This window comes from Streptomyces sp. NRRL F-4489 (genome assembly GCF_001509485.1).
Lineage (GTDB): Bacteria > Actinomycetota > Actinomycetes > Streptomycetales > Streptomycetaceae > Streptomyces.
The window spans coordinates 1-24,215 of sequence record NZ_LLZI01000013.1 but is presented as its reverse complement, the minus strand read 5'-3'; the positions used below and the strand labels follow the sequence as shown (position 1 = coordinate 24,215).

Sequence of the window (24,215 nt, the reverse complement as noted above, 5' to 3'; positions counted from 1 at the left end):
ACGGTCGTCGCCATGCCTCTCCCCCGTCGCTCTCCGCAGCGGATCTGCGTGCTGTCGATGGAAGCAGACGCCACTGACAATCCCCTCGCCCGCACCCGCCCGCGACCTCCGCCGCGCCCGCCGCGAACGTCCCGGAAACCGTCGATCGCACGACGCTCACCAGCCCAAACGCCCGTCGGGACCTCGTTCGTGAGCCCGCCCGGAGCCCACCTCGAAAAAGTTATCCACAGGCCCTTGCGAACCTTCCCGCCCGCACCGCGATGCGGTTACAGTCAGTGACGTAACTACTTTCCGCAGTCGAACGAAAAACCTCGGTAAGGAGACGTCATGCACACCCCGCACACCCCCACCGCCGAACAGTCCGCCGCCGCCGAAGCGTTCCCGACCGGCGCCCACCTCGCGATCCAGGCCGGCGCCGGCACGGGGAAGACCACCACCCTCGCGATGCTGGCGCACGCCGCGCGCAGGCAGCGCCGGACCGGCCGCTACATCGCCTTCAACCGCGCCGTCGCACAGCACGCCGCCCGCACCTTCCCGTCCGAGGTGCACTGCGGCACGGCCCACGCCCTCGCGTTCACCGCCGTGGGCAAGCACTACCGGTCACGGCTGAACGCCCCCCGCCAGGCGGGCTGGCGCACCGGCGCCGCCCTCGGGATCGAGGACGGTATGCGCTTACGCCTCGGCCCCCGCAATGTCACCAACAAGGCCCTCTCCTATACGGCCCTGCGCACCGTCACCCGTTTCTGCCAGTCCGCCGACAAGGAGATCGCCCACCACCACGTCCCGCCCCTGCGCGGAGCCGAGTCCGAGCCGCTGCACACCCAGCTCGCCGAGGTGGTGCTGCCCTACGCCCGCAAGGCATGGGCCGATCTGCAGCATCCGGACCACGGCGTGGTCCGCTTCGAGCACGACCACTACCTCAAGATGTGGGCCCTGAGCGACCCCGTCATCCCGGCGGACTTCCTCCTCCTGGACGAGGCCCAGGACACCAACCCGGTGGTCGAGCAGGTCCTCACCGCGCAGCGCGCGCACGCACAGCTGGTTCTGGTCGGGGATTCCGCACAGGCCATCTACGGCTGGCGCGGCGCCCGCGATGTGCTGACCGGCTTCGACGGCACCCACCTCAGCCTCTCCCGCTCCTTCCGCTTCGGCCCGGACCTCGCCGCGGAGGCCAACCGCTGGCTGGCGATCGTCGGCACCCCGCTCCGGCTCACCGGGTCCCCCTGCCGGAAGACCGAGATGCGGCCCGTCCCCGTCCCCGAGGCGATCCTCTGCCGGACGAACGTGGGCGCGATGGTCGAGGTGATACGGCAGCTGGCGGAGAACCGCCGGGTCGCGCTCGCGGGCGGCGGGGAGGCCCTGAGCGCCCTGGCCCGCGCCGCTGACGACCTCTCGTCGGGCCGCCGCACCGCGCACCCCGAGCTGATGCTCTTCGAGACGTGGGCCGAGCTCCGCGAGTACGCCGAGTACGACCCGGCCGGGCGCGATCTGCTGCCGTTGGTGGAGCTCGTCGACGAGCACGGGGCGGCGACCGTGCTGCAGGCCCTGGACCGGCTCTCGCCCGAGGAGTCCGCACAGGTCACGGTCTCCACGGCGCACCGCGCCAAGGGCCGCGAGTGGTCGACCGTTCGTATCGCGGACGACTTCACGGCCCCGGACGATCTCGACGACTGCGACAAGGACGGTCTGCCGCTGCCCGGCCCGGTGGATCTGGACGAGGCCCGGCTGGCCTATGTCGCCGTGACCCGCGCCCGGGAGCAGCTGGACCTCGGCGGGCTGTCGTGGATCAACAGCCACCCGGCCGGCGATCCGCGCCCCGGCAAGCCGCCGCCGCACGGCCCAAGGAGGCCCGGACGCGCCACGGCGCCGGCCCGGTGAGGTTTCCGTGGACGGCGCGTGACGCCCGTATCGAGGAGGAGCATGCTGGAGGTGGGAGATGGTCGCGAATGCGTACCGGAGATGAACCACTGCACGCGCGCAGCCCGCTGAGGATGCGGCTGGGGCTGGCCCTGTGGGGGCTGCTGTGGACGGTCGCCGGCGCGGTGGCGTTCGTCATGGCCGGCCGCCCGCAATGGGCCGCGGCCTGCGCCGCCCTGGCCCTGGTGACCGCTACGGATCTGGTCCTGGTGATCCGGCACATCCACCAAGGGCCGCACTACCAGCCCGGCAGGGAGATACCGCCGTACGCGCCCGACCGGGGCCGCAATGTCCTACGCGACCGGGCCGGCCGGCGCCGCGACTCCAGACCGTAGGGGAACGAACCGGCCCGTGCCGGCGGGGGTACCGCCCGCCGGCACCGGCGTCGCCGATGCCTTCGGCTATCGGACGCCGCTGATCATCGGTCCTCGTTTCATCGGTCCTCGTTGTTGTCCCGGCCCTCCGCCGGGCGGTCCCCGTCGCCCCGACCCGGGGCGAAGCGGGCGGCTTCGAGGAATTCGGGGCGCGGTTCGAGGGCCGCCGCCAGGCGGAAGTGGCGCTGCGCCTCATCGGGGCGGCGGGCACGTTCGAGCGTGCGGCCGAGGGCGAAGTGGGCGAAGGCGTTGTCCGGCTCACGTTCCAGCACGATCTGGAACTCCAGTTCCGCCGGTCGCAGTTGCGCAGCGAGGAAGAAGGCGCGGGCGCGCAGCAGTCGCGCGGCGGTGTTCTCCGGGTGCGCGCTGATGACCGAGTCCAGCAGCCGGATCGCGCCGCGCGGGTCGCGGGCGGCCAGCAGCTGCTCCGCGGCGCGGTAGTCGATGACGTGCGTCTCGGGACTGCGCTCGGGCACGGCCGTCTCCTCTCCGGGGCCATCAGCGCGGGCCCGGCCGGGCCAAGCTCCCTACGGCGATCTGCGCGGTGCGACGGTGCACCGGTACATAGGTGCGGTAACCACGTCGTCAACAGCGGGAGCGGGCGCCGCATTCCCGGACCGACGGCTCAAGGACTGGCGGCTGCTCGCGGCGGGTGCCGGGTGTCCCGCGTCGGCGGGTCGTACCCGCACCGACGTCAGCCCCTCACGCTGACGCCGATGCACACGCGGCTAGAGGCTGATGTGGTACGCCTTGCGCAACGTCTCGTGCACGGTCCACCGCGTACGGTCGCCCTCGCGCAGGACGCAGGCGTCGCCCGGTCCCACCTCCAGGGTCGGGCCGCCCTCGACCTCGATCGTGGCGCGGCCGCTGACGACCATGAAGAGTTCGTTCGCCTCGGTGTCCGTCACGACACCGGGGGTGATCTGCCAGATGCCCCGGATCTGGCGGCCGTCCGGCGACTCCCAGAGCACCTTGCCGGTGACCACCGGATCGCCGGAGACGATCTGCCCGGGGTCGAGCGGCTCGGGCTCCAGGTCGGTGTCGGCGAGGCCGGGGACGTTCACCACAAAGGACGCGGGGGCGTCCGGCACGGAAGCGGAACCGCCGGAGGAGGCAGCAGAGGAGCCAGCGGAGGAGGCGGAGTTCTCCGGGCCAACGGGAAGGGAGTTGGGGTCAAGATCGGTTCGTGTCATGGCGGTGAGGTTATCGCCCGGTCTCAGGCGTCCCGCAGGCGCTCCCACACCTTGCGGACCTGGGGTTCCAGCGCCTCGAGCGAGCCGTCGTTGTCGATCACCAGATCGGCGACGGCCAGCCGCTCCGCGCGGGTGGCCTGGGCCGCCATCCGCTGCGCCGCGTCCTCCTCGGACATACCGCGCAGGCGTACCAGCCGGTCGAGTTGGGTGCTCGGCGCGGCGTCGACCACCACGACCAGGTCGTAGAGCGGCGCCAGGCCGTTCTCGGTCAGAAGGGGCACGTCATGGACGACGACCGCGTCCGGTCCGGCCGACGCCTCCAGTTCGGCCGACCGCGCGCCGACGAGGGGGTGCACGATCCCGTTGAGCGCCTTGAGCTTCTCGGGGTCCGAGAAGACGAGGGCGCCGAGCTTGGGGCGGTCCAGCGTGCCGTCCGGGGCGAGGACGTCCGCCCCGAACTCCGCGACCACCGCGGCGAGTCCGGGCGTGCCCGGCTCCACGACCTCGCGTGCGATCTTGTCCGCGTCCACGATCACCGCGCCGTACGACGCGAGCAGCCGCGACACCTCGCTCTTGCCGGCTCCGATTCCGCCGGTCAGCCCCACCTTCACCATGGCCCCACGCTATACGCCCGGCGGAACGGACGAACGGCCGGGCGCCGCCCGCCCGCACGCCGGGCCGGTCGCGCCTCCAGCGGCGCGCCGCCCCTCAGCCTGCCGGCTGGCAGCCGGCCACCAACTGGAGCCGAGGAACGGCCGCCCCGGCTCAGCCCAGCCCCCCGCCGCCCTCGGCCTCGCGGTCCGCCAGGAAGCGTTCCAGTTCCCGGCCGATCTCGTCGGCGGTGGGGAGTTCGATCGGCTCGGCGACGAGGTTGCCGCGGATCTCCGCGCCGGCCACCGCGTCGTACTGGTGCTCAAGGCCGGCCACCAGGGCGACCAGCTCCTCGTCGCCCTCGGAGATCTGCCGTTCGATCTCCTCCTGGGTGCGCAGCGCCTCCGTGCGCAGGGCGTGCGCGGCGTTCGGCAGCACCAGGCCGGTGGCGGCCGTCACCGCTTCCAGGGCCGTCAGCGCCGCGTCCGGGTACGCGGACCGGGCGATGTAGTGCGGCACATGGGCCGCCACGCCCAGGACGTCGTGCCCCGCTTCGGCCAGCCGGAACTCGATCAGCGCCTCCGCGCTGCCCGGCACCTGCGCCTCGTCGAAGAAGCTGCTGTGCCCGGGCATCAGGTCCGTGCGGTTGCCGTGCGGGGTCAGGCCCACGGGGCGGGTGTGCGGGACGCCCATCGGGATGCCGTGGAAGTTGACCGACAGGCGGACGCCGAGCCGCTCCACCATCTGGCGGACCGCGGCCGCGAACCGCTCCCACTCCACGTCCGGTTCGGGCCCGGACAGCAGCAGGAAGGGCGCGCCGGTGGCGTCCTCGACCAGGCGCAGTTCGATGCTCGGGGTCTCGTAGGCGGTCCACCGGTGCCGTTCGAAGGTGAGCAGCGGGCGGCGGGCGCGGTAGTCGACCAGCCGGTCGTGGTCGAAGCGGGCCACGAGCCGGTGCGGCAGGCCCTCCAGCAGTCTGTCCACGATCTGGTCGCCGGTCTCACCGGCGTCGATGTAGCCGTCGAAGTGGTACAGCAGCACCAGACCGGCGGAGTCCCTGGCGGTGATGGCATCGACCGCCGCCAGCCCGCTCGGCTCCCATTCGTACAACCCCTGGGGATCCAACACAGTGACCGCTCCTCCTTGTGTCCATGGTCAAGAACGTCCCGGACCGCCCCCGGCATTCCCGCCCCACGCACCACATCGCGCCATCGGAGCACCGCCCCGCTCCCGCCACCCCGGACTGCCGCTCCCCCGAGGCCCGTTGATCCCGATCTCCGGCCTCCCCACCGCTCCCACCCTTCACATTCCCGCCCAACGTTCGTCCATGGAGGGCAGTTGCGTCCGTCCCAGGTGCCTCGGGGCAAGGCGAGCCCACCGGCTACGACCCGAGCGGCCGCCCGGCCCCCGCCCAGCCGCCCACCCGGCCGGCCGCCGCCCCGGCACGCCCGGCCCCGGACACGCCGAAGGCCCGCCCCCCGAAGGGAGCGGGCCTTGCGTCGTCAGCTGCCGCTAGGAGCTAGCGCCGAGGGGCGGAGCCGTTCAGCTCTGGCCGCCGGCGAGCTTCTCGCGGAGCGCGGCGAGGGCCTCGTCCGACGCCAGGGCGCCGGAGTTGTCCGCCGACTCCGAGGAGTACGAGCCGCCGGAGACGTTGCCCTGGCCGCCGGAGGCCGCCGGAGCCGCAGCGCCCTCGGCCGCCGCCTGCTCGTCCGCCTCGCGGGACTTGATGACCTGCGCCTGGTGCTGCTCGAAGCGAGCCTGCGCCTCGGCGTACTGGCGCTCCCACTCCTCGCGCTGCTTCTCGTAGCCCTCGAGCCAGTCGTTGGTCTCGGGGTCGAAGCCCTCGGGGTAGATGTAGTTGCCCTGGTCGTCGTAGGACGCGGCCATGCCGTACAGGGTCGGGTCGAACTCGACCGCCGACGGGTCGGCACCGAAGGACTCGTTGGCCTGCTTCAGCGAGAGGCTGATGCGACGGCGCTCGAGGTCGATGTCGATGACCTTGACGAAGATCTCGTCGTTGACCTGAACGACCTGCTCCGGGATCTCCACGTGGCGCTCGGCCAGCTCGGAGATGTGGACCAGACCCTCGATGCCCTCGTCCACGCGGACGAACGCACCGAACGGCACCAGCTTCGTGACCTTGCCGGGCACGACCTGGCCGATCTGGTGGGTGCGGGCGAACTGCTGCCACGGGTCTTCCTGGGTCGCCTTCAGCGACAGGGAGACGCGCTCGCGGTCCATGTCGACGTCCAGGACCTCGACCGTGACCTCCTGGCCGACCTCGACAACCTCGGACGGGTGGTCGATGTGCTTCCAGGACAGCTCGGAGACGTGAACGAGACCGTCGACGCCGCCCAGGTCCACGAAGGCACCGAAGTTGACGATGGAGGAGACGACGCCGGAGCGCACCTGGCCCTTCTGGAGGGTGGTGAGGAAGGTCTGGCGGACCTCGCTCTGGGTCTGCTCCAGCCAGGCGCGGCGGGACAGGACCACGTTGTTGCGGTTCTTGTCCAGCTCGATGATCTTGGCCTCGAGCTCCTTGCCCACGTAGGGCTGGAGGTCGCGGACACGACGCATCTCGACCAGGGAGGCGGGGAGGAAGCCGCGGAGGCCGATGTCGAGGATGAGACCACCCTTGACGACCTCGATGACGGTACCGGTGACGATCCCGTCCTCTTCCTTGATCTTCTCGATGGTGCCCCAGGCACGCTCGTACTGGGCGCGCTTCTTCGAGAGGATCAGGCGGCCTTCCTTGTCCTCCTTCTGGAGGACAAGCGCCTCGATCTCGTCACCGACGGCGACGACCTCATTGGGGTCGACGTCGTGCTTGATCGAGAGCTCACGGCTCGGGATGACGCCTTCGGTCTTGTAACCGATGTCGAGCAGGACCTCGTCCCGGTCGACCTTCACGATGACGCCGTCGACGATGTCGCCGTCGTTGAAGTACTTGATCGTCTCGTCGATCGCGGCGAGGAAAGCTTCCTCGTTACCGATGTCGTTGACCGCAACCTGCGGGGTGGTGGCGGTGGTCTCGGTGCTGCTCGTCATGTGGGAAAGGGCTCCGGTACGGACATTGAAGTCGTAGGTACTGCTACGCCGAGAGCCCGTATCGCCTCTGCATAAGACCGGACAGCGTCTGAGACGCTTCCTGGCGGAGACCCCGCGAAAACCGGAGCAACCTGAAACGCCTCACAACCGAGGGGGCATTCATACAGATGCGAGCGCGGCCTGCTCCGTCCGAGGCGCGCAGGCCCGCAGCGCAACTTGTAGCATACGGGGGCAGCCGGACAGGGTCAATGCGCGAAAGGCGCGCACCGGGGGCAGACCGCCCCATAACCGGCAGACATGATGTTCCGCGAGGTCGTAAAGGCCCCGCGATCCCCCGCTGCGACAAGCACAGCGAAGACTACGACGACGGGCGCGATGAGCCAATACGCCAACGCCAACGACAGCGAGCCCGAGGCGACCCGCCGGACCGCCTCGGACGCCGAGAGCAGCCGGGCCAGCCGCGGCTGGTGGGACCGCAACGCGGACGACTACCAGCGGGAGCACGGCGCGTTCCTCGGCGACGACCGCTTCGTCTGGGGGCCCGAGGGGCTCGACGAGGCGGACGCCGCACTGCTGGGGCCGGCCGCCGACCTGAAGGGGCGGCGCGTCCTGGAGATCGGCGCCGGCGCGGCGCAGTGCTCGCGCTGGCTGGCGGCGCAGGGCGCCCTGCCGGTGGCGCTGGACCTCTCCCACCGGCAGCTCCAGCACGCGCTGCGGATCGCCGCCGAGGCCGGCGGTGCCCCCGTCGAGCTGGTGGAGGCGGACGCGGGCGCGCTGCCGTTCCGCGACGGCTCCTTCGATCTGGTGTGCTCGGCCTACGGGGCGCTGCCGTTCGTCGCGGATCCGGTGCGGGTGCTGCGGGAGGTCCGGCGGGTGCTGCGGCCGGGCGGGCGGTTCGTCTTCTCGGTGACCCACCCGCTCCGCTGGGCGTTCCCCGACGAGCCGGGGCCCGAGGGCCTGTCGGTGGCCGCCTCCTACTTCGACCGGACGCCGTACGTCGAGCAGGACGAGAGCGGGCGGGCGGTGTACGTGGAGCACCACCGGACGCTGGGCGACCGGGTGCGGGACGTGGTGGCGGCCGGCTTCCGGCTCGTGGATCTCGTGGAACCGGAGTGGCCGGACTGGAACACCCAGGAGTGGGGCGGCTGGTCCCCGCTGCGCGGCCATCTGATCCCCGGCACGGCGATCTTCGTGTGCACGGCGGACGCGGCGCAGCGGCCGTAGCGGACCGCCCGGGGGCGGTACCGGGGCGGGCGCCGGGGCCGTGCGGCCCGGGCGGCAGACTGGAGCGGTGAGCTCCCTCCCCTCCTCCCCGCCCGCGGACACGCCCGCCGGCGCCCTGGACCGGCTGCCCGTCCGCACCGCGCTGCCCGCGCTGCGCACCGCCCTCGACACGGCCGGGACGGCGGTGCTGTGCGCCCCGCCGGGCACCGGCAAGACGACGCTGGTACCGCTGGACCTGGCCGGACTGACCGGGACGGGGCCCCGGCGGCGGGTCGTCGTCGCCGAACCGCGCCGGATCGCGGCCCGGGCGGCGGCCCGGCGGATGGCCTGGCTCCTGGGCGAGCGGGTGGGCGGCAGCGTCGGCTTCACCGTGCGCGGCGAGCGGCGGGCCGGGCCCCGTACGGCGGTGGAGGTGGTGACCACCGGCGTACTGCTCCAGCGGCTGCAGCGCGATCCGGAGCTGGCCGGCGTGGACGCCGTCGTGCTGGACGAGTGCCACGAGCGGCATCTGGACGCCGATACCTGCGCGGCCTTCCTGCTGGACGTACGGGCGGCGCTGCGGCCCGAACTGCGGCTGCTGGCGGCCTCCGCCACCACGGACGCCGAGGGCTGGGCGCGGCTGCTGGGCGGCGGCGGGGAACCGGCGCCGGTGGTCGTGGCCGAGGGCGTCTCGCACCCCGTGGACGTGGAGTGGGCGCCCCCGGAGCGGCCGGTCGCGCCGCCCCACGGGACGCGGGTGGACCCGGCGCTGCTGGCGCACGTCGCCGCCGTGGTCCGGCGGGCGCTGCGCGAGCGGGCCGGTGACGTGCTGTGCTTTCTGCCCGGGGTCGGGGAGATCGCGCGGGTGGCCGGCCTGCTGGCGGGCGTGGACGCCGAGGTGCTCCAGGTGCACGGGCGGGCGCCGGCCGAGGTGCAGGACGCCGTGCTGGCCGGCGGGGACGGCGCCCGGCGGGTCGTGCTGGCGACCTCGGTGGCGGAGTCCAGCCTGACCGTGCCCGGGGTGCGGATCGTGGTGGACAGCGGGCTGGCGCGGGTGCCCCGGATGGACCACGCGCGCGGGCTGAGCGCGCTGGCGACCGTACGGGCCTCGCGGGCGGCCGCGCGGCAGCGGGCCGGACGGGCCGGACGGCAGGGGCCCGGCGTCGTCTACCGCTGCTGGTCCGAAGGGGAGGACGGGCGGCTGCCGCGCTTCCCGGACCCGGAGATCAAGGTCGCTGACCTGACCGCTTTCGCCCTCCAGGCGGCGTGCTGGGGAGATCCGTCGGCGAGCGGGCTGGCGCTGCTCGACCCGCCGCCTGCCGGGGCGCTGGCCGCGGCCCGGGACGTGCTGACGGCGATCGGCGCGGTGGACGGCGCCGGGCGCGCCACCGGGCGGGGCGTCCGGATGGCGCGCCTCGGGCTGCATCCGCGGCTGGCCCGGGCGCTGCTGGACGGCGCGCCGGAGGTCGGGGTGCGGCGCGCCGCCGAGGTGGTGGCGCTGCTCAGCGAGGAGCCGCCGCGGACCTACGGGGACGATCTGGCGGCCGCCTGGCGCGCCGCGCGGCGGGGCGGTGACGGCTACGCGGCGCGGTGGCGGCAGGAGGCGCGCCGGCTCGCCTCGGCGGCCGGGGACCCGCAGCAGGACCGGGACCAGGATGCGAAGCAGCAGCAGGGCCAGAGCCGGGACCAGGGCCCGCACCAGCAGCAGGGCCAGGGCCGGGGCGAGGCCCCCGGCCGGCCAGGGGGCGCGCGCTCCGATGACGCGGTGGCCGGGCTGGTCGCGGCGCTGGCCTTCCCGGAGCGGGTGGCGCGGGCGCGCGGCGGCGGGAGCTTCCTGATGGCGTCCGGCACCGGGGCGGAGCTGTCCGGGGACGGGTCGCGGCTGCGGGACGCACAGTGGCTGGCGGTCGCGGTCGCCGACCGGCCGGTGGCGGCGGCGTCCGCGCGGGTGCGGCTGGCGGCCGTGATCGACGAGGAGACCGCCCGGGCGGCGGCCGGGGCGCTGTGCTCCTCCGGGGAGGAGGTGCGCTGGGCGGACGGGGAGGTCGTGGCCCGGCGGGTGTCCCGGCTGGGGGCGATCGAGCTGGCCGCCCGGCCGCTGGCCGAACCGGATGCCGGACTGCTGCGGGACGCGGTCGTGGACGGGCTGCGGCGGGAGGGGCTCGGGCTGCTGCGGTGGACGGCCGCGGCGGCCGCGGTGCGGCAGCGGATGGCCTTCCTCCACCGGGAGCTGGGCGCGCCGTGGCCGGATGTCTCCGACGCGGCGCTGCTGGAGCGCGTCGAGGAGTGGCTGGGCACCGAGCTGGGGCGGGCCCGGCGGCGGGCCGATCTGGCCCGGATCGACGCGGGCCAGGCGCTGACCCGGCTGCTGCCGTGGGCGACCGGGGAGGCGGCGCGCTTCGAGGAGCTGGCGCCGGAGCGGATCGAGGTGCCCAGCGGATCGCGGGTGCGGCTGGACTACGGCGGCGAGCAGCCCGTACTGGCGGTGAAGCTCCAGGAGCTCTTCGGGCTGCGGGAGTCGCCGCGGGTGGCCGGGGGGCGGGTGCCGGTGCTGGTGCATCTGCTCTCGCCCGCCGGGCGGCCGGCGGCGGTCACGGCGGATCTGGCGTCCTTCTGGCGGGACGGCTACCGGGCCGTGCGCGCCGAGCTGCGCGGCCGCTACCCCAAGCACCCCTGGCCGGAGGACCCTTCGTCGGCCGAGCCGACCCGGCACACCTCTGCGCGGCTGCGGCGGGGGTGAGGACCGGCCGGGCGGCCCGGACCCGGGGCGCGGTGGACGCGCCGGCGGGCCCGCTCCGTCCCGGCCGGCGGGGTGCGTCAACTGCCGTGCGCGGAAGGCGCGTCGGGGGCTCGTCGGGCGCTGTGCGTACTGTGTCGATGCCATGACTCCACGTTACGACCCACCACTGACAACGCCGCCGGACGGCGGCGCGGCGGCCGGGCGGGGCCGCCGGGCGCGGGCTTCGAGGAGGAGGCCGAGGGCCAGCAGCGCGGCGCCGAGGGCGAGGAAGCCCCACGGCAGGTAGCTGGTGAGCAGCAGGACGAGGGTGCGCTGGGAGGACACCAGGGCCACGGTGGCGTCGACGTAGTCGGCGCGCATCTTCACATGGCCGGCGAAGGCGGTGACCGTGCCGCCGCCGGGCACCAGCTGGCCGCCGCGCAGCTCCTCCTTGTGGATCTCCTCGCCGTTGACGGGGGCGCCGGTGACCGGATCGACCCAGAACATCCGGGTCGTGGAGTACCACCGGGTGGTCCCCGTCTTGGCGACGGTCTCCGGGGTGATGCCCTGGACCGGCATCTTCTTGGGGAGCGGCACCTTCGTCCACGGGATGGTCTGCTCGAAGTAGTAGACCTCCAGGCCGTGGAAGGTGCGGGTCCCCTTGTAGTGGATGGGGGCGGCGGCGCGGGTCTGCGGGTCGAAGTAGGCGTAGTCGCGCTTCTGGGTGAGGAACGGCCACTTGTACTCGATGCCGGTGCGGCGTACGGGGTCGCCGTCGACCATCTCCCCGGCGGCGTGGACGGGTTCCTGGCTGTGCGCGTCGAAGACGTAGCGCTCGGGGATCTCGGAGACCATCTTGCCGTCGGGTCCGGCCACGTAGGAGAGCGTGTCCCAGACGACGACGGAGCGGCCGGTGGCCGTCTTCACGCGGCGGGCCTCGGCGACGTCGCCCTTGAGGGTCTGCACGATGGTGACCCGGGGCACCTGCCGGGCCTTCATGGTGCCGTAGTCGAGGAGGGTGGCGGGCTGGGCCTCCAGGACCATGGTCTGGTACTGGCCGGCCGGGATTTTGGCCAGGCGGGGGAAGGCGTACCACCGCAGCAGCGGGGACAGCGCGGTGAAGAAGACGGCGAAGCCGAGCAGGACGAGGCTCGCGGTGCGGCGCATGCCCTTGGGCGGCTTCGGCGGGCGGCTCCCGGTGGCGGGCGGGGTTCGGCGCATGGCGTGGCGTCCCTCCCCTCAGGGGTGCGCGGGGACGGTGGTGAGCAGCGGCTGCGGAGAGGTCTGCCCCTCGGGGGCGCCGATCGCGGTGACGACGGCGATGAGGGCGAGCGCGGCGACCAGGCCGATCGCGGCTGCTGTCAGGGCGCGCATGGCCGTCCTCCCGGAGAACTGAACTGATGCAGCGTCAGGGCGGGGGCACCGTAGCAACGGGCGGCGCAGATGAGAACACGTTGCACCGCCGCCGCCCCGTCCGGTGTACGGGCGGGGCGGCGGCGGGCAGTCCGGCCGAGGCCGGAGCCGGGACGGTCGGGAAGCGGCCGGGGCGGCCGGAAAGCGACCGGATCGGTCAGGAAGCCGCCGGGGCTGTCACCGTGAGGGTGACGGTGAGGACGGTGCCGTCGGCGGTGGTCAGCCGGAGCCGGAAGGTGCCCGGGTGGGCGTCCGTGTACAGCTTCGGGAGGGTGAGCAGGCCGTCGGCGTCGGTGGTGAGGCCCGTCAGGGTGCGGATGGGCTTGTCCTTGGCGTCCCCGGTGGCCGCGGGGTCCTTGAAATAGGGGCCGCGGTCGTTCTCCACGGGCTGCTTCGGGTCGTCGGTGACCAGGGTGGCGGTGACCGGGACACCCGCCACCGCCTTGCCCCGGCAGGTGGCCTTGATCTGGACGGCGTCGTCGGCGAACGCGCCGCCGGCGGCCGCGGTCAGCTTCTTGTCGTCGGAGGTCCGGACCAGCGCGTCGGCCTTCGGGGCGGGCCGGGCGGTGACGGTGCCGGTGAAGTCGACCGGGTGGACGCCGCGGACGGCGGCGGTGGCGCGGACGGTGAACCGGCCGGGCGTGTCGCCGGCGTGCAGCACCGGAGCGGCGGCCAGGCCGTCCTTGCCGGTGGTGACGGTGACCTCGGCGGCACCGCCGGCGAAGCGGGTACCCGTGCCGCCGGTGACGGTGAAGCGGATGGCGGCGCCGGCCACCGGCTTGCCGCCCGCGTCCTTGGCCAGGACCCGCGGGGCGGTCGGGAAGTCGGTGCCCGCGGTGGCGGTCAGCTTCGCGGGCTCCGTGCCGCCGTTCGCGCCGGCCGCTTCGAGGGTGGCGAGCGGGGCGGGCTCGGCCGGCGGCTTCGGGGTGGGGGTCGTCGGGGTGGGCTTCGGGTCCGGAGTGGGCTTCGGGGACGGCCCCGGGGCGGGCGTGCCGTCGTGCGAGGGCGCGGTGGAACCACCCGTTCCGGGCTGGCCGCCCGGCCGGTGCGCCGGGCCCTTGCCGGACGTGCCGCCGCCCTGGCCGCCCGCGGCCGGCGGCGTCCCCTTGGCGCCGCCGCGGCCGGGCTTCCCGGCCGGGCCGCCCGCCGTGGCGGAGGTGCCGCCGCCGCGCCGGACGGGGACCACACCCGTACCGTCCGGTACCTCGAACGTGCCCTTCCGGTAGAACCCGTACCAGGACAGCACCAGCCGGAGGTACTCGCCGGAGTAGTTGTAGCCGAGGACGGCGCGGTCCAGGTCGCCCTGGACGGAGAGGTCCCGCCCGTTGGCGCAGAGGTAGCGCCCGGCGGCGAGGGCGGCGTCGAAGACGTTGTTGGGGTCCTTGACCCCGTCGCCGTTGCCGTCGGCGCCCCAGCCCGCGCCCTCCGGGCCGCCCTGCGACCAGGTGGACGGGATGAACTGCATCGGGCCGACCGCGCGGTCGTGGGTGGTGTCGCCGTCGTAGCGGCCGCCGTCCGTGTCGGATATCAGGGCGAAGCCCTGGCCGTTGAGCTGGGGGCCGAGGATCGGCCGGAGCGTGGTGCCCCGGGCGTCGACCGCGCCGCCGCGGGCGTGGCCGGACTCCACCTCGCCGATCGCGGCGAGCAGTTGCCAGGGCAGCTTGCAGCCCGGAGCCGAGTCGTGCAGCCGGGCCTCGGCGTTCTTGTACGCGGCCAGGACGGTGGCCGGGATGCCCGCCTGGGACGGGCCGTGGACGACGGTCCCGGAGCCGCCGGGTTGGCCGGAATCATGCGGTGGCGCGGGGGACTTGGCGGGCGGGCGGTCGGTGTAGAAGGACGAGCCGCCGTCTATCGGGGTGTCTTTGGAGGGCCCGGGCGCCGATTCGGTGCGGGCGGGCGCCTGGTCGGCGGCTCCGGGCGCCTGGGAAGCGGTCAGCGCGGCCAGCGCCAGCGCCGCCACCGCCGTCGAGGCCACTCCCCTGTGGAGCCGCCGCCGGAATGTGGCTGCCATTTCTGGTGTCCCCTCCATGTCGGCCTACCGCGCCGCCCGTTCGGCACCGGTGGCCGACCGCCGCGTACGACGCCGTAGCGCGCTCCCCCGCGCGTCAACTGCGGCGACACTACGACAACTCGGGCCGCACGGCCACCACTCCCATCGGCCACATAACGAGCCGAATCGATCAACGGTGGGCGGATACCGGCCCGTTGAGGGATGCGGCCGATACGACCTGGCCGCTCCGCCGGCCATCCGGGGAACGGCGAACGGGGGGCGGCGCAGGGGAGGTTGGCCGCCCCCGTCCCCAGCAGCGCGCCACCACGAACGGGAGCCGGCCCCCAGCGCTCAGGGGCAGGAGGCCGGAGCACGAGCAGCGGCAGGGGCACGCACGCAGCGCAAGCCCGCACCCCCAGCCGCGTACCCCCGCCACCCCCTCAGTGCGCCGCCGACTCCCAATCCGCGCCCGAACCCACCGAGACGTCCAGCGGTGCGCGGAGTTCGACGGCCGCGGCCATCTCCCGGCGGACCAGCTCCTCGACGCGGGCGCGCTCGCCCGGGGCCACCTCGACCACGATTTCGTCATGGACCTGGAGCAGCATCCGGGACGACAGCTCCGCCGCGCGCAGCGCCGTGTCCACCCGCAGCATCGCGATCTTGACGATATCGGCGGCGGTGCCCTGGATCGGGGCGTTCAGCGCCATCCGCTCGGCCATCTCGCGGCGCTGGCGGTTGTCGCTGTTGAGGTCCGGCAGATAGCGGCGGCGGCCCAGGATCGTCTCGGTGTAACCGGTCGCGCGGGCCTCCTCGACGACGCGCTGGAGATAATCCCGCACCCCGCCGAACCGCTCGAAGAAGGTGTCCATCAGCTTCCGGGCCTCGTCGGCCTGGATCCCCAGCTGCTGCGACAGCCCGAACGCCGAGAGTCCGTAGGCCAGGCCGTACGACATCGCCTTGATCTTGCGGCGCATCTCCGGGTCGACCTCGGACTTGGCGACCGAGAAGACCTGGGAGGCGACGGTGGTGTGCAGGTCCTCACCGGAGGTGAACGCCTCGATCAGGCCCTCGTCCTCGGAGAGGTGCGCCATCACCCGCAGCTCGATCTGGCTGTAGTCCGCGGTCAGCAGCGACTCGAAGCCCTCGCCGACGACGAAACCGCGGCGGATCGCCCGGCCCTCGTCCGTCCGCACCGGGATGTTCTGCAGATTGGGGTCGGTGGAGGAGAGCCGGCCGGTGGCCGCGACGGTCTGGTTGAACGTGGTGTGGATCCGGCCGTCCGCGGCGATGGACTTGATCAGGCCCTCGACCGTGGTGCGCAGCTTGGCCTGCTCCCGGTGGCGGAGCATGATCACCGGGAGTTCGTTCTCGGTCTGGGCGGCCAGCCAGGCCAGGGCGTCGGCGTCGGTGGTGTAGCCGGTCTTGGTCTTCTTGGTCTTCGGCAGGCCCAGCTCGCCGAAGAGGACTTCCTGGAGCTGCTTGGGCGAGCCGAGATTGAACTCCCGGCCGGCCGCGGCGTGCGCCTCCTTGACGGCCTGCTGGACCGCCCCGGCGAACTGCTGCTCCATCCGCTCCAGCCAGCCCCGGTCGGCGGCGATGCCCGCCCGCTCCATCCGGGCCAGCAGATCGCTGGTGGGCAGCTCCACGTCCTTCAGCAGATCGGCCGCGCCGACCTCGGCGAGCTTGGTGCCGAACGCCGTCCCGAGGTCGAGGACCGTACGGGCCTGCGCCATCAGCGCCTCCGCCTCGGCCTCCTCGTCCGCCCCGAAGGCCAGCTGGCCGTCGCCGGCCGCGGCCGGCGCCACATCCCGGCCCAGATACTCGATCGACAGCGCGTCCAGCGCGAACGAGCGGCGGCCCGGCTTGACCAGATAGGCGGCCAGCGCGGTGTCCATCGAGACGCCCTCGATGCGCCAGCCGTGCTCGCCGAAGACCCGCATCAGGCCCTTGGCGTTGTGCATCACCTTGGGCCGCGCCGGGTCCGCGCTCCAGGCGGCGAACGCGCGCTCGTCGGCCTCGTCCAGCTGGGCCGGGTCGAACCACGCGGCCGGGCCGTGCCCGGTGGCCAGCGCCACCTCGGCGACGCTGCCGCTGCCCAGCGCCCACACGTCCACCGTGGCCACACCCAGCGGGCCGGTGCCGTGCTCGGCCAGCCACGGGGCCAGCTCGCCGGTGCCCAGGACCGTGCCGTCCACCTCGACGCCGGCCGCCGGCTCGACGGCCTCGTCGCCCTCGCCGGTCCCCGGGTCCACCGCCAGGAGGCGGTCCCGCAGGCCCTGATTGCGGATCTCCAGGGCGTTCAGGAACACCTTGAGGGCCTCGCGGTCGTACGGCTGCCGGATCAGGTCCGCGGGGCCGCAGGGCAGCTCGACGTCGCGGACCATCTCGGTCAGCCGGCGGTTCAGCTTCACCGACTCCAGGTGGTCGCGGAGATTCTGGCCCGCCTTGCCCTTCACCTCGTCGGCGCGCGCCACCAGCTCGGCGAACGAACCGAACTGGTTGATCCACTTCGTCGCGGTCTTCTCGCCGACGCCCGGGATACCGGGGAGGTTGTCGGACGGGTCGCCGCGCAGCGCGGCGAAGTCCGGATACTGGGCAGGGGTCAGGCCGTACTTCTCGGCGACCTTCTCCGGCGTGAAGCGCGTCAGCTCGGAGACACCCTTGGTCGGGTAGAGGACCGTGACGTCCTCGGAGACCAGCTGGAAGGAATCGCGGTCACCGGTGACGATCGACACCTGGAAACCGAGCGCCGTGGCCTGCGTGGCCAGCGTGGCGATGACGTCGTCGGCCTCGAAGCCGTCCACCGCGAAGCGCTGGACGTGCATCGCGTCCAGCAGCTCGCCGATCAGCTCGACCTGGCCCTTGAAGCCGTCGGGCGTCTTGGAGCGGTTCGCCTTGTACTCGGGGAACTCCTCGGAGCGCCAGGTCTTCCGGGAGACGTCGAACGCCACCGCGAAGTGCGTGGGCGCCTCATCACGCAGCGTGTTGGCGAGCATCGACGCGAAGCCGTAGATCGCATTGGTCGGTTGCCCGGTCGCGGTGGTGAAATTCTCCACGGGCAGGGCGAAGAACGCCCGGTATGCCATGGAATGCCCGTCCATCAGGAGCAGGCGCGGACGGCCGCCCGCCGCCTCGGTGCCGGTCGCTTCGCTCATTGTCACTGCCTTTCCTGCCACGCCCCCGATCCTGCCACGCCCCACTGACAATCCCCGCCGCGCCGGACGACGCCCCCTGCCACCCGCCCGTACACCGCCCCGGCGCCTTACTCCCCGCGCACCGTCCATGACAGGATCGAAGACCAGCACCCACCCGCGCCGGCACCCGCCCGCCACCACCCGGCGGCCCCGCCCGGCGCACGCCCCGAGGAGAGCGCAATGGCAGGCAAGCCGCCCGCGACGGACCCCGTCCAGGACGCCCCCGAGGTCGGCTCCCCCCAGCACTCCGCCGTCGGCATCCCCGCCATCACCCACGCCCTGAAGATCTCCCAGCAGCAGATGGGCGTCCGCCGCACCGCGCTCACCCTCCTGCGCGTCAACCAGAAGAACGGCTTCGACTGCCCCGGCTGCGCCTGGCCCGAGGACGACAAGCGCCACACCGCCGAATTCTGCGAGAACGGCGCCAAAGCCGTCGCCGAGGAAGCCACCCTCCGCCGCGTCACCCCCGACTTCTTCGCCGCCCACCCGGTCGCCGACCTCGCCAACCGCAGCGGCTACTGGCTCGGCCAGCAGGGCCGCCTCACCCACCCCATGTACCTCCCCGAGGGCGGCACCCACTACGAGCCCGTCACCTGGGACCGCGCCTTCGACATCATCGCCGGGGAACTCACCGCCCTGGCCACCCCGGACGAAGCCGTCTTCTACACCTCCGGCCGCACCAGCAACGAAGCCGCCTTCCTCTACCAGCTCTTCGCCCGCGAATTCGGCACCAACAACCTCCCCGACTGCTCCAACATGTGCCACGAGTCCTCCGGCTCGGCACTCACCGAGACCCTCGGCGTCGGCAAGGGCAGCGTCCTGCTGGACGACCTCTACCAGGCCGACCTGATCATCGTCGCCGGCCAGAACCCGGGCACCAACCACCCCCGGATGCTCAGCGCCCTGGAGAAGGCCAAGGCCGCCGGCGCCAAGATCATCTCGATCAACCCGCTGCCCGAGGCCGGCCTCGAACGCTTCAAGAACCCGCAGACCCCGCGCGGCCTCGCCGGCGGCGGCACCGCCCTCACCGACCTCTTCCTCCAGATCCGCATCGGCGGCGACCAAGCCCTCTTCCGCGCCCTCAACCGCCGCATCCTGGAGACCGACGGCGCCCTCGACACCGACTTCATCCGCGACCACACCCACGGCTTCGAGGACTTCGCCGACCTCGCCCGCACCGGCGAGTGGGACGAAACCCTCCGCGCCACCGGCCTGTCACGCGACGAGATCGAACGCGCCCTCGCCATGGTCCTCGCGTCGAAGCGCACCATCGTCTGCTGGGCCATGGGCCTCACCCAGCACAAGCACTCCGTCCCCACCATCCAGGAAGTCGTCAACTTCCTCCTGCTGCGCGGCAACATCGGCCGCCCCGGCGCCGGCGTCTGCCCCGTCCGCGGCCACAGCAACGTCCAGGGCGACCGCACCATGGGCATCTTCGAACGCCCCGCACCCGCCTTCCTCGACGCCCTGGAGAAGGAGTTCGGCTTCGCCCCGCCCCGGGAGCACGGCTACGACGTCGTCCGCGCCATCCGCGCCCTGCGCGACGGCCAGGCCAAGGTCTTCTTCGCCATGGGCGGGAACTTCGTCGCCGCCACACCCGACACCGACGTCACCGAAGCCGCCATCCGCCGCGCCCGCCTCACCGTGCACGTCTCCACCAAGCTCAACCGCTCCCACACCGTCACCGGCGCCCACGCCCTGATCCTGCCGACCCTCGGCCGCACCGAACGCGACCGCCAGGCCGGCGGCGACCAGTTCGTCACCGTCGAGGACTCCATGGGCATGGTCCACGCCTCCCGCGGCCGCCTCGAACCGGCCGGCCCCCAGCTGCTCTCCGAACCCGCCATCGTCGCCCGCCTCGCCCGCCGCGTCCTCGGCCCCGGAAGCCGCACCCCCTGGGAGGAGTTCGAGCGCGACTACGCCGCCATCCGCGACCGCATCGCCCGCGTCATCCCCGGCTTCGAGGACTTCAACGCCAAGGTCGCCCGCCCCGGAGGCTTCGCCCTCCCGCACGCCCCCCGGGACAGCCGCAGCTTCCCCACCGCCACCGGGAAGGCCAACTTCACCGCCGCCCCCGTGGAACACCCCGCCCTCCCCGAAGGCCGGCTGCTCCTCCAGACCCTCCGCTCCCACGACCAGTACAACACCACCATCTACGGCCTCGACGACCGCTACCGCGGCATCAAGAACGGCCGCCGCGTCGTCCTCGTCCACCCCGACGACGCCCGCGAACTCGGCTTCCCCGACGGCAGCTACGCCGACCTCGTCAGCGAATGGACCGACGGCAGCGAACGCCGCGCCCCCGGCTTCCGCGTCGTCCACTACCCCACCGCCCGGGGCTGCGCCGCCGCCTACTACCCCGAGACCAACGTCCTGGTCCCCCTCGACCACACCGCCGACACCAGCAACACCCCCGCCTCCAAATCCCTCGTCATCCGGCTGGAACCCACCACCGCCCCCGCGGCCCCCCGGCCCGAAGCGGCGAACGGACACCCCGGAGGCCACGCCCACCCGCCGGCCTGATAGGAACAGGCGCACATCCGCGACGATCAACGGCGCGTCCACCGGCGCGCCCAGGGCACGTCCACGGCGAGCGAAACGGAGCACCCATGGGTGAGCAGCGCACGACCACCTTCCCGCAGGAAGTCCTCGACCAGTGGTCCGGCCTCGGTATCGACCTGCCCGCCCTGTTCTCCGCCGGCCACCTCGGCGAGCGGATGAGCGTCCACGTCACCGAGGCCGCACCGGACCGCGTCGTCGGCACCATGCCCGTCGAGGGCAACACCCAGCCCTACGGCCTGCTGCACGGCGGCGCCTCCGCCGTCCTCGCCGAAACCCTCGGCTCCGTGGGCGCGATGCTGCACGGCGGCCCCACCAAGGCCGCGGTCGGCGTCGACCTCAACTGCACCCACCACCGCGGCGTCCGCTCCGGACTCGTCACCGGCACCGCCACCCCCGTACACCGCGGCCGCACCACCGCCACCTACGAGGTCGTCATCACCGACGAGGACGGCAAGCGGGTGTGCAGCGCCCGCCTGACCTGCCTGCTGCGCGACGCCGACCCGGGCATGTACCGCGCCTGACCGGCCACGGGCCCGGCGCGGGAACGCGTACGGCCCGCGCGCGACGCGTACGAAAAATCGCCGGCGGCGCCCCCACGGGCACCGCCGGCGATCCGCGAACCGGGCCCCGGCCTCCTACTGGCCCTTCCCCGGCTCCTTCTGCTGCTTCTGCTGCTGGCGCTCCGCCGCGTCCTGGATGACCGCCTCGGCCACCTGGTGCATCGACAGCCGCCGGTCCATCGACGTCTTCTGGATCCACCGGAACGCGGCCGGCTCGCTCAGCCCGTACTCGGTCTGCAGAATGCTCTTGGCGCGGTCCACCAGCTTCCGCGTCTCCAGCCGCTGGCTGAGGTCGGCGACCTCCTTCTCCAGCGCCTTCAGCTCGGTGAAGCGCGACACCGCCATCTCGATCGCGGGCACGACGTCGCTCTTGCTGAACGGCTTCACGAGATACGCCATCGCCCCGGCGTCCCGGGCCCGCTCCACCAGCTCGCGCTGCGAGAACGCGGTCAGCATCAGGACCGGCGCGATGGACTCCTCGGCGATCTGCTCGGCGGCGGAGATACCGTCCAGGATGGGCATCTTCACATCCAGGATCACCAGGTCGGGGCGGTGCTCCCGGGCCAGCTCGACGGCTTTCTGGCCGTCCCCGGCCTCACCGACGACGGTGTAGCCCTCCTCCTCCAGCATCTCCTTGAGGTCGAGGCGGATCAGCGCCTCGTCCTCGGCGATCACGACGCGCGTGGTCAGCGGCGGGACGTGCGACTGGTCGCCATCGGCGACGGGCTGCTGGGGCTCGGCGGCGCTCAAGGGGACTCCTCGTTCCAGGCAGGTGGTGCCCCACGAGCCTACCTATCTCCTGTAGGGTGGTCCCACAGCAGGTAGGTACAAACCTTGGATCCGCTGGCCCCGGTAGCCCAATTGGCAGCAGGCAATGGATTCAAAACCCATACAGTGTCGGTTCGAGTCCGACCCGGGGCACTTTACCTTCGATTCCAAGGTCACCTGAGTTACCGCGAAGTTCGCCCGATGAGGCGAACCGCCACTCCGATGACCTCTCGCGGATGCTCCACGCGGCGGTCCCGCCCGCGTGTACGAGCGCCGGCCGGCCGGCATGATCGTCCTTCGCACCGCCACCCCCGGAACACCACCGCCGATGCCGCGCCCCCGCACGCACACATCGGGCCGAAGTCCTGACGGGACGGCAGTCAGGTACCTCGGCCCAGGGGGATCGGCGTGCGGGTGGGGCTACTGGTGCGGGAGGTCGTCCTCGCCGATGTGGTGGACGCGGACGAGGTTGGTGGAGCCGGGGACGCCGGGCGGGGAGCCGGCGGTGATGATCACGACATCGCCCTTGCGGCAGCGGCCGATCTTCAGGAGCTGCTCGTCGACCTGGGCGACCATCTCGTCGGTGGAGTCGACGGTCGGGCCGAGGAAGGTCTCCACGCCCCAGGTGAGGTTGAGCTGGGAGCGGGTGGCGGGGTCCGGGGTGAAGGCGAGGAGCGGGATCGGGGAGCGGTAGCGGGACAGGCGGCGGACGGTGTCGCCGGACTGCGTGAAGGCCACCAGGAACTTGGCGCCGAGGAAGTCGCCCATCTCGGCGGCGGCGCGGGCCACGGCACCGCCCTGGGTGCGGGGCTTGTTGCGTTCGGTGAGCGGCGGGAGGCCGTTGGCGAGGATGTCCTCCTCGGCGGCCTCGACGATGCGGCTCATGGTGCGGACCGTTTCGACCGGGTATTTGCCGACGCTGGTCTCGCCGGAGAGCATCACGGCGTCGGTGCCGTCGATGACGGCGTTGGCGACGTCGCTGGCCTCGGCCCGGGTGGGGCGGGAGTTGTCGATCATCGAGTCGAGCATCTGGGTGGCGACGATGACCGGTTTGGCGTTGCGGCGGGCCAGTTTGATGGCGCGCTTCTGAACGATCGGGACCGTTTCCAGGGGCATTTCGACGCCGAGGTCGCCGCGGGCGACCATGATGCCGTCGAAGGCGGCGACGATCTCGTCGATGTTCTCGACGGCCTGGGGCTTCTCGACCTTGGCGATGACCGGCAGGCGGCGGTTCTCCTCGCGCATGATGCGGTGCACGTCGGTGATGTCGCGGCCGCTGCGGACGAAGGAAAGGGCGATGACGTCGGCGCCGTAGCGGAGCGCCCAGCGCAGGTCGTCCTGGTCCTTTTCGGAGAGCGCGGGGACGGAGACGGCGACGCCGGGGAGGTTGAGGCCCTTGTGGTCGGAGACCATGCCGCCTTCGAGGACGGTGGTCCGGACGCGGGGGCCGTCGACGGCGGTGACTTCGAGGGTCACCTTGCCGTCGTCGACGAGGATCCGTTCGCCGGGGGTGACGTCGTCGGCGAGGCCGGCGTAGGTGGTGCCGCAGAGGTGGCGGTCGCCTTCTACGCCGTCCTCCACGGTGATGGTGAACTCGTCGCCGCGTTCGAGAAGTACGGGGCCTTCACGGAAACGGCCCAGGCGGATCTTCGGGCCTTGAAGGTCGGCGAGGATGCCGACGCTGCGGTGGGCTTCCTCGGAGGCTTTGCGGACCCGGTCGAAACGCGCTTCGTGTTCGGCGTAGGTGCCGTGGCTGAGGTTGAAGCGGGCGATATCCATTCCGGCGTCGACGAGGGCTTTGATCTGCTCGTACGAGTCGGTGGCGGGTCCCAGGGTGCAGACGATTTTTGCTCGGCGCATGGGTCGACCCTATGACTTACCGGGGGGTAGGGAACTGTGGGGACATGACTGCTCAACGACCGTTGGGTGAAAGGCTGTTGACAACTTTTGGAATGGGCGCGAAGCCGCTCCGATGAGCGGAAAATGCGGCTTCGCGCGGGTCGTCTCACAGCGTGGGACGGGTCATGGTGAAGCGCGCGTTGACGCCGGCGTAGACGGTCTGGCGGCGGGGTTCGAGGTCGAGGGCGGGGGCGGATTCCTGGAGGGCGGCGCGGGCGCCACCGGGGGCGGCGGGCATGCCGTAGCCGTAGGCGGGGGGCTGGTTTTCGGCGCCGAGGTCGGCGATTTCCAGGACGGCGTCGAGGTCGGCGCCGAGGGCTTCGGCGTATTCGCGGGCGCGCTGGACGGCTTCGCGGACCGCCTGGGTGCGGGCGGTGCGGTGGGCGGGCGAGTCGGGGCGGAGGGCCCACCAGGGGCCGTCGACGCGGGTGAGTTCGAGGTCGGCGAGGCGGGTGGTGAGTTCGCCGAGGGCGGTGAAGTCGTTGAGGGTGGCGGTGAGGGTGACGCGGCCGTGGTAGGCGCGGACGCGTTCGTGGCGGCCCTTGTCGGTGAGTTGGGGGGTGAGGGTGAAGCTGCCGGTTTCGAGTTTTTCGACGGCGGTGCCGTAGCTCTTGATGAGGGTGAGGGCGTGGTCGTTGCGGCGGGTGAGGTCGGTGAGCGCGGTGGTGCGGTCGGTGCCGCGGGCGCTGACCGTGATGGTGAGGTGGGCGACTTCGGGGTCGACCTCGAGGCGGGCTTCGCCGCGCACGGCGAGGCGGGGGGCGTCGGGGGTGCCGTACGGGAG

The 24,215-nt window shown here is 72.9% G+C and carries 18 protein-coding genes and 1 tRNA gene; 7 read left to right on the top strand and 12 right to left on the bottom strand.

What is annotated here, in order from left to right; all coding sequences use genetic code 11:
• Positions 1 to 327 precede the first annotated feature (327 nt).
• Positions 328 to 1,878, top strand: a complete 1,551-nt coding sequence (locus ADL22_RS02675) for a UvrD-helicase domain-containing protein (protein ID WP_066973396.1) — start codon at positions 328 to 330, stop codon at positions 1,876 to 1,878.
• Between the two features lie 68 nt (positions 1,879 to 1,946).
• On the top strand, positions 1,947 to 2,252 hold the full coding sequence (locus ADL22_RS02670) for a DUF6343 family protein (RefSeq protein ID WP_066973394.1): 306 nt from the start codon (positions 1,947 to 1,949) through the stop codon (positions 2,250 to 2,252).
• A 98-nt stretch (positions 2,253 to 2,350) separates the two neighbouring features.
• Here the strand turns inward: ADL22_RS02670 and ADL22_RS02665 are convergent, their stop codons facing one another.
• The 5 genes from ADL22_RS02665 to rpsA all read right to left on the bottom strand — a co-directional run bounded on the left by ADL22_RS02665 (position 2,351) and on the right by rpsA (position 7,123).
• A complete protein-coding gene (locus ADL22_RS02665; RefSeq protein ID WP_066973392.1) occupies positions 2,351 to 2,767 on the bottom strand; it encodes a tetratricopeptide repeat protein in 417 nt (138 codons plus the stop codon).
• 252 nt (positions 2,768 to 3,019) lie between these two features.
• Complete coding sequence (locus ADL22_RS02660; RefSeq protein WP_324615503.1) at positions 3,020 to 3,484, bottom strand: cupin domain-containing protein; 465 nt, start codon at positions 3,482 to 3,484, stop codon at positions 3,020 to 3,022.
• A 23-nt stretch (positions 3,485 to 3,507) separates the two neighbouring features.
• Complete coding sequence (coaE, locus tag ADL22_RS02655; RefSeq protein ID WP_066973388.1) at positions 3,508 to 4,098, bottom strand: dephospho-CoA kinase; 591 nt, start codon at positions 4,096 to 4,098, stop codon at positions 3,508 to 3,510.
• Between the two features lie 151 nt (positions 4,099 to 4,249).
• Positions 4,250 to 5,203: a PAC2 family protein gene (locus ADL22_RS02650; RefSeq protein ID WP_066973386.1), complete on the bottom strand. Its 954-nt coding sequence runs from the start codon at positions 5,201 to 5,203 to the stop codon at positions 4,250 to 4,252.
• A 414-nt stretch (positions 5,204 to 5,617) separates the two neighbouring features.
• The gene (gene rpsA / locus ADL22_RS02645) at positions 5,618 to 7,123 is read right to left on the bottom strand and encodes a 30S ribosomal protein S1 (protein ID WP_066973384.1); all 1,506 of its coding nucleotides are present in this window, start codon (positions 7,121 to 7,123) and stop codon (positions 5,618 to 5,620) included.
• 375 nt (positions 7,124 to 7,498) lie between these two features.
• Here rpsA and ADL22_RS02640 point away from each other — a divergent pair, with 375 nt between their 5' ends.
• Positions 7,499 to 8,347, top strand: a complete 849-nt coding sequence (locus ADL22_RS02640; protein WP_066973383.1) for a class I SAM-dependent methyltransferase — start codon at positions 7,499 to 7,501, stop codon at positions 8,345 to 8,347.
• Positions 8,348 to 8,414: 67 nt separating this feature from the next.
• Positions 8,415 to 11,066: an ATP-dependent helicase HrpB gene (gene hrpB, locus ADL22_RS02635; protein WP_066973381.1), complete on the top strand. Its 2,652-nt coding sequence runs from the start codon at positions 8,415 to 8,417 to the stop codon at positions 11,064 to 11,066.
• Between the two features lie 153 nt (positions 11,067 to 11,219).
• Here hrpB and ADL22_RS02630 read toward each other — a convergent pair whose 3' ends face one another.
• The 4 genes from ADL22_RS02630 to polA form a co-directional block, all read right to left on the bottom strand.
• Positions 11,220 to 12,212 (bottom strand): DUF3068 domain-containing protein, encoded by a 993-nt coding sequence (locus ADL22_RS02630; protein ID WP_066973378.1) that lies wholly within the window; start codon positions 12,210 to 12,212, stop codon positions 11,220 to 11,222.
• Positions 12,213 to 12,284: 72 nt separating this feature from the next.
• Entirely contained in the window at positions 12,285 to 12,419 is a 135-nt protein-coding gene (locus ADL22_RS34440; RefSeq protein ID WP_107116210.1) for an SPW_0924 family protein, read from the bottom strand.
• Positions 12,420 to 12,615: 196 nt separating this feature from the next.
• Positions 12,616 to 14,469 (bottom strand): lytic transglycosylase, encoded by a 1,854-nt coding sequence (locus ADL22_RS02625; protein WP_066973376.1) that lies wholly within the window; start codon positions 14,467 to 14,469, stop codon positions 12,616 to 12,618.
• A gap of 419 nt (positions 14,470 to 14,888) precedes the next feature.
• Positions 14,889 to 17,603 carry a DNA polymerase I gene (gene polA / locus ADL22_RS02620; protein WP_066973374.1) on the bottom strand — a complete coding sequence of 905 codons (2,715 nt, stop codon included), beginning with the start codon at positions 17,601 to 17,603 and terminating at the stop codon, positions 14,889 to 14,891.
• Positions 17,604 to 17,822: 219 nt separating this feature from the next.
• Here polA and ADL22_RS02615 point away from each other — a divergent pair, with 219 nt between their 5' ends.
• Both ADL22_RS02615 and ADL22_RS02610 read left to right on the top strand, forming a co-directional pair.
• A complete protein-coding gene (locus tag ADL22_RS02615) occupies positions 17,823 to 20,165 on the top strand; it encodes an FdhF/YdeP family oxidoreductase (protein ID WP_066973373.1) in 2,343 nt (780 codons plus the stop codon).
• 86 nt (positions 20,166 to 20,251) lie between these two features.
• Positions 20,252 to 20,725, top strand: a complete 474-nt coding sequence (locus ADL22_RS02610) for a PaaI family thioesterase (protein ID WP_066973371.1) — start codon at positions 20,252 to 20,254, stop codon at positions 20,723 to 20,725.
• Positions 20,726 to 20,839: 114 nt separating this feature from the next.
• On the opposite strand, the gene ADL22_RS02605 is transcribed toward ADL22_RS02610, so the two are convergent.
• Positions 20,840 to 21,514 carry an ANTAR domain-containing response regulator gene (locus ADL22_RS02605; protein ID WP_066973369.1) on the bottom strand — a complete coding sequence of 225 codons (675 nt, stop codon included), beginning with the start codon at positions 21,512 to 21,514 and terminating at the stop codon, positions 20,840 to 20,842.
• Between the two features lie 96 nt (positions 21,515 to 21,610).
• Between ADL22_RS02605 and ADL22_RS02600 the strand changes: the two genes are divergently transcribed.
• A tRNA-Leu gene (locus ADL22_RS02600) sits at positions 21,611 to 21,685 on the top strand.
• Between the two features lie 267 nt (positions 21,686 to 21,952).
• On the opposite strand, the gene pyk is transcribed toward ADL22_RS02600, so the two are convergent.
• A complete protein-coding gene (gene pyk / locus ADL22_RS02595; protein ID WP_066973366.1) occupies positions 21,953 to 23,392 on the bottom strand; it encodes a pyruvate kinase in 1,440 nt (479 codons plus the stop codon).
• A gap of 145 nt (positions 23,393 to 23,537) precedes the next feature.
• A partial coding sequence (locus ADL22_RS02590) for an SIMPL domain-containing protein (RefSeq protein WP_066973364.1) occupies positions 23,538 to 24,215 on the bottom strand: 678 nt, incomplete at its 5' end.

Bases quoted from the DNA above. Each gene is read 5' to 3' on its own strand.
- ADL22_RS02675 (WP_066973396.1), top strand. From the start codon at position 328: ATGCACACCCCGCACACCCCCACCGCCGAACAGTCCGCCGCCGCCGAA.
- ADL22_RS02670 (WP_066973394.1), top strand. From the start codon at position 1,947: ATGCGTACCGGAGATGAACCACTGCACGCGCGCAGCCCGCTGAGGATG.
- ADL22_RS02660 (WP_324615503.1), bottom strand. From the start codon at position 3,484: ATGACACGAACCGATCTTGACCCCAACTCCCTTCCCGTTGGCCCGGAG.
- coaE (WP_066973388.1), bottom strand. From the start codon at position 4,098: ATGGTGAAGGTGGGGCTGACCGGCGGAATCGGAGCCGGCAAGAGCGAG.
- rpsA (WP_066973384.1), bottom strand. From the start codon at position 7,123: ATGACGAGCAGCACCGAGACCACCGCCACCACCCCGCAGGTTGCGGTC.
- ADL22_RS02640 (WP_066973383.1), top strand. From the start codon at position 7,499: ATGAGCCAATACGCCAACGCCAACGACAGCGAGCCCGAGGCGACCCGC.
- ADL22_RS02630 (WP_066973378.1), bottom strand. From the start codon at position 12,212: ATGCGCCGCACCGCGAGCCTCGTCCTGCTCGGCTTCGCCGTCTTCTTC.
- ADL22_RS34440 (WP_107116210.1), bottom strand. From the start codon at position 12,419: ATGCGCGCCCTGACAGCAGCCGCGATCGGCCTGGTCGCCGCGCTCGCC.
- ADL22_RS02625 (WP_066973376.1), bottom strand. From the start codon at position 14,469: ATGGCAGCCACATTCCGGCGGCGGCTCCACAGGGGAGTGGCCTCGACG.
- polA (WP_066973374.1), bottom strand. From the start codon at position 17,603: ATGAGCGAAGCGACCGGCACCGAGGCGGCGGGCGGCCGTCCGCGCCTG.
- ADL22_RS02615 (WP_066973373.1), top strand. From the start codon at position 17,823: ATGGCAGGCAAGCCGCCCGCGACGGACCCCGTCCAGGACGCCCCCGAG.
- ADL22_RS02610 (WP_066973371.1), top strand. From the start codon at position 20,252: ATGGGTGAGCAGCGCACGACCACCTTCCCGCAGGAAGTCCTCGACCAG.
- pyk (WP_066973366.1), bottom strand. From the start codon at position 23,392: ATGCGCCGAGCAAAAATCGTCTGCACCCTGGGACCCGCCACCGACTCG.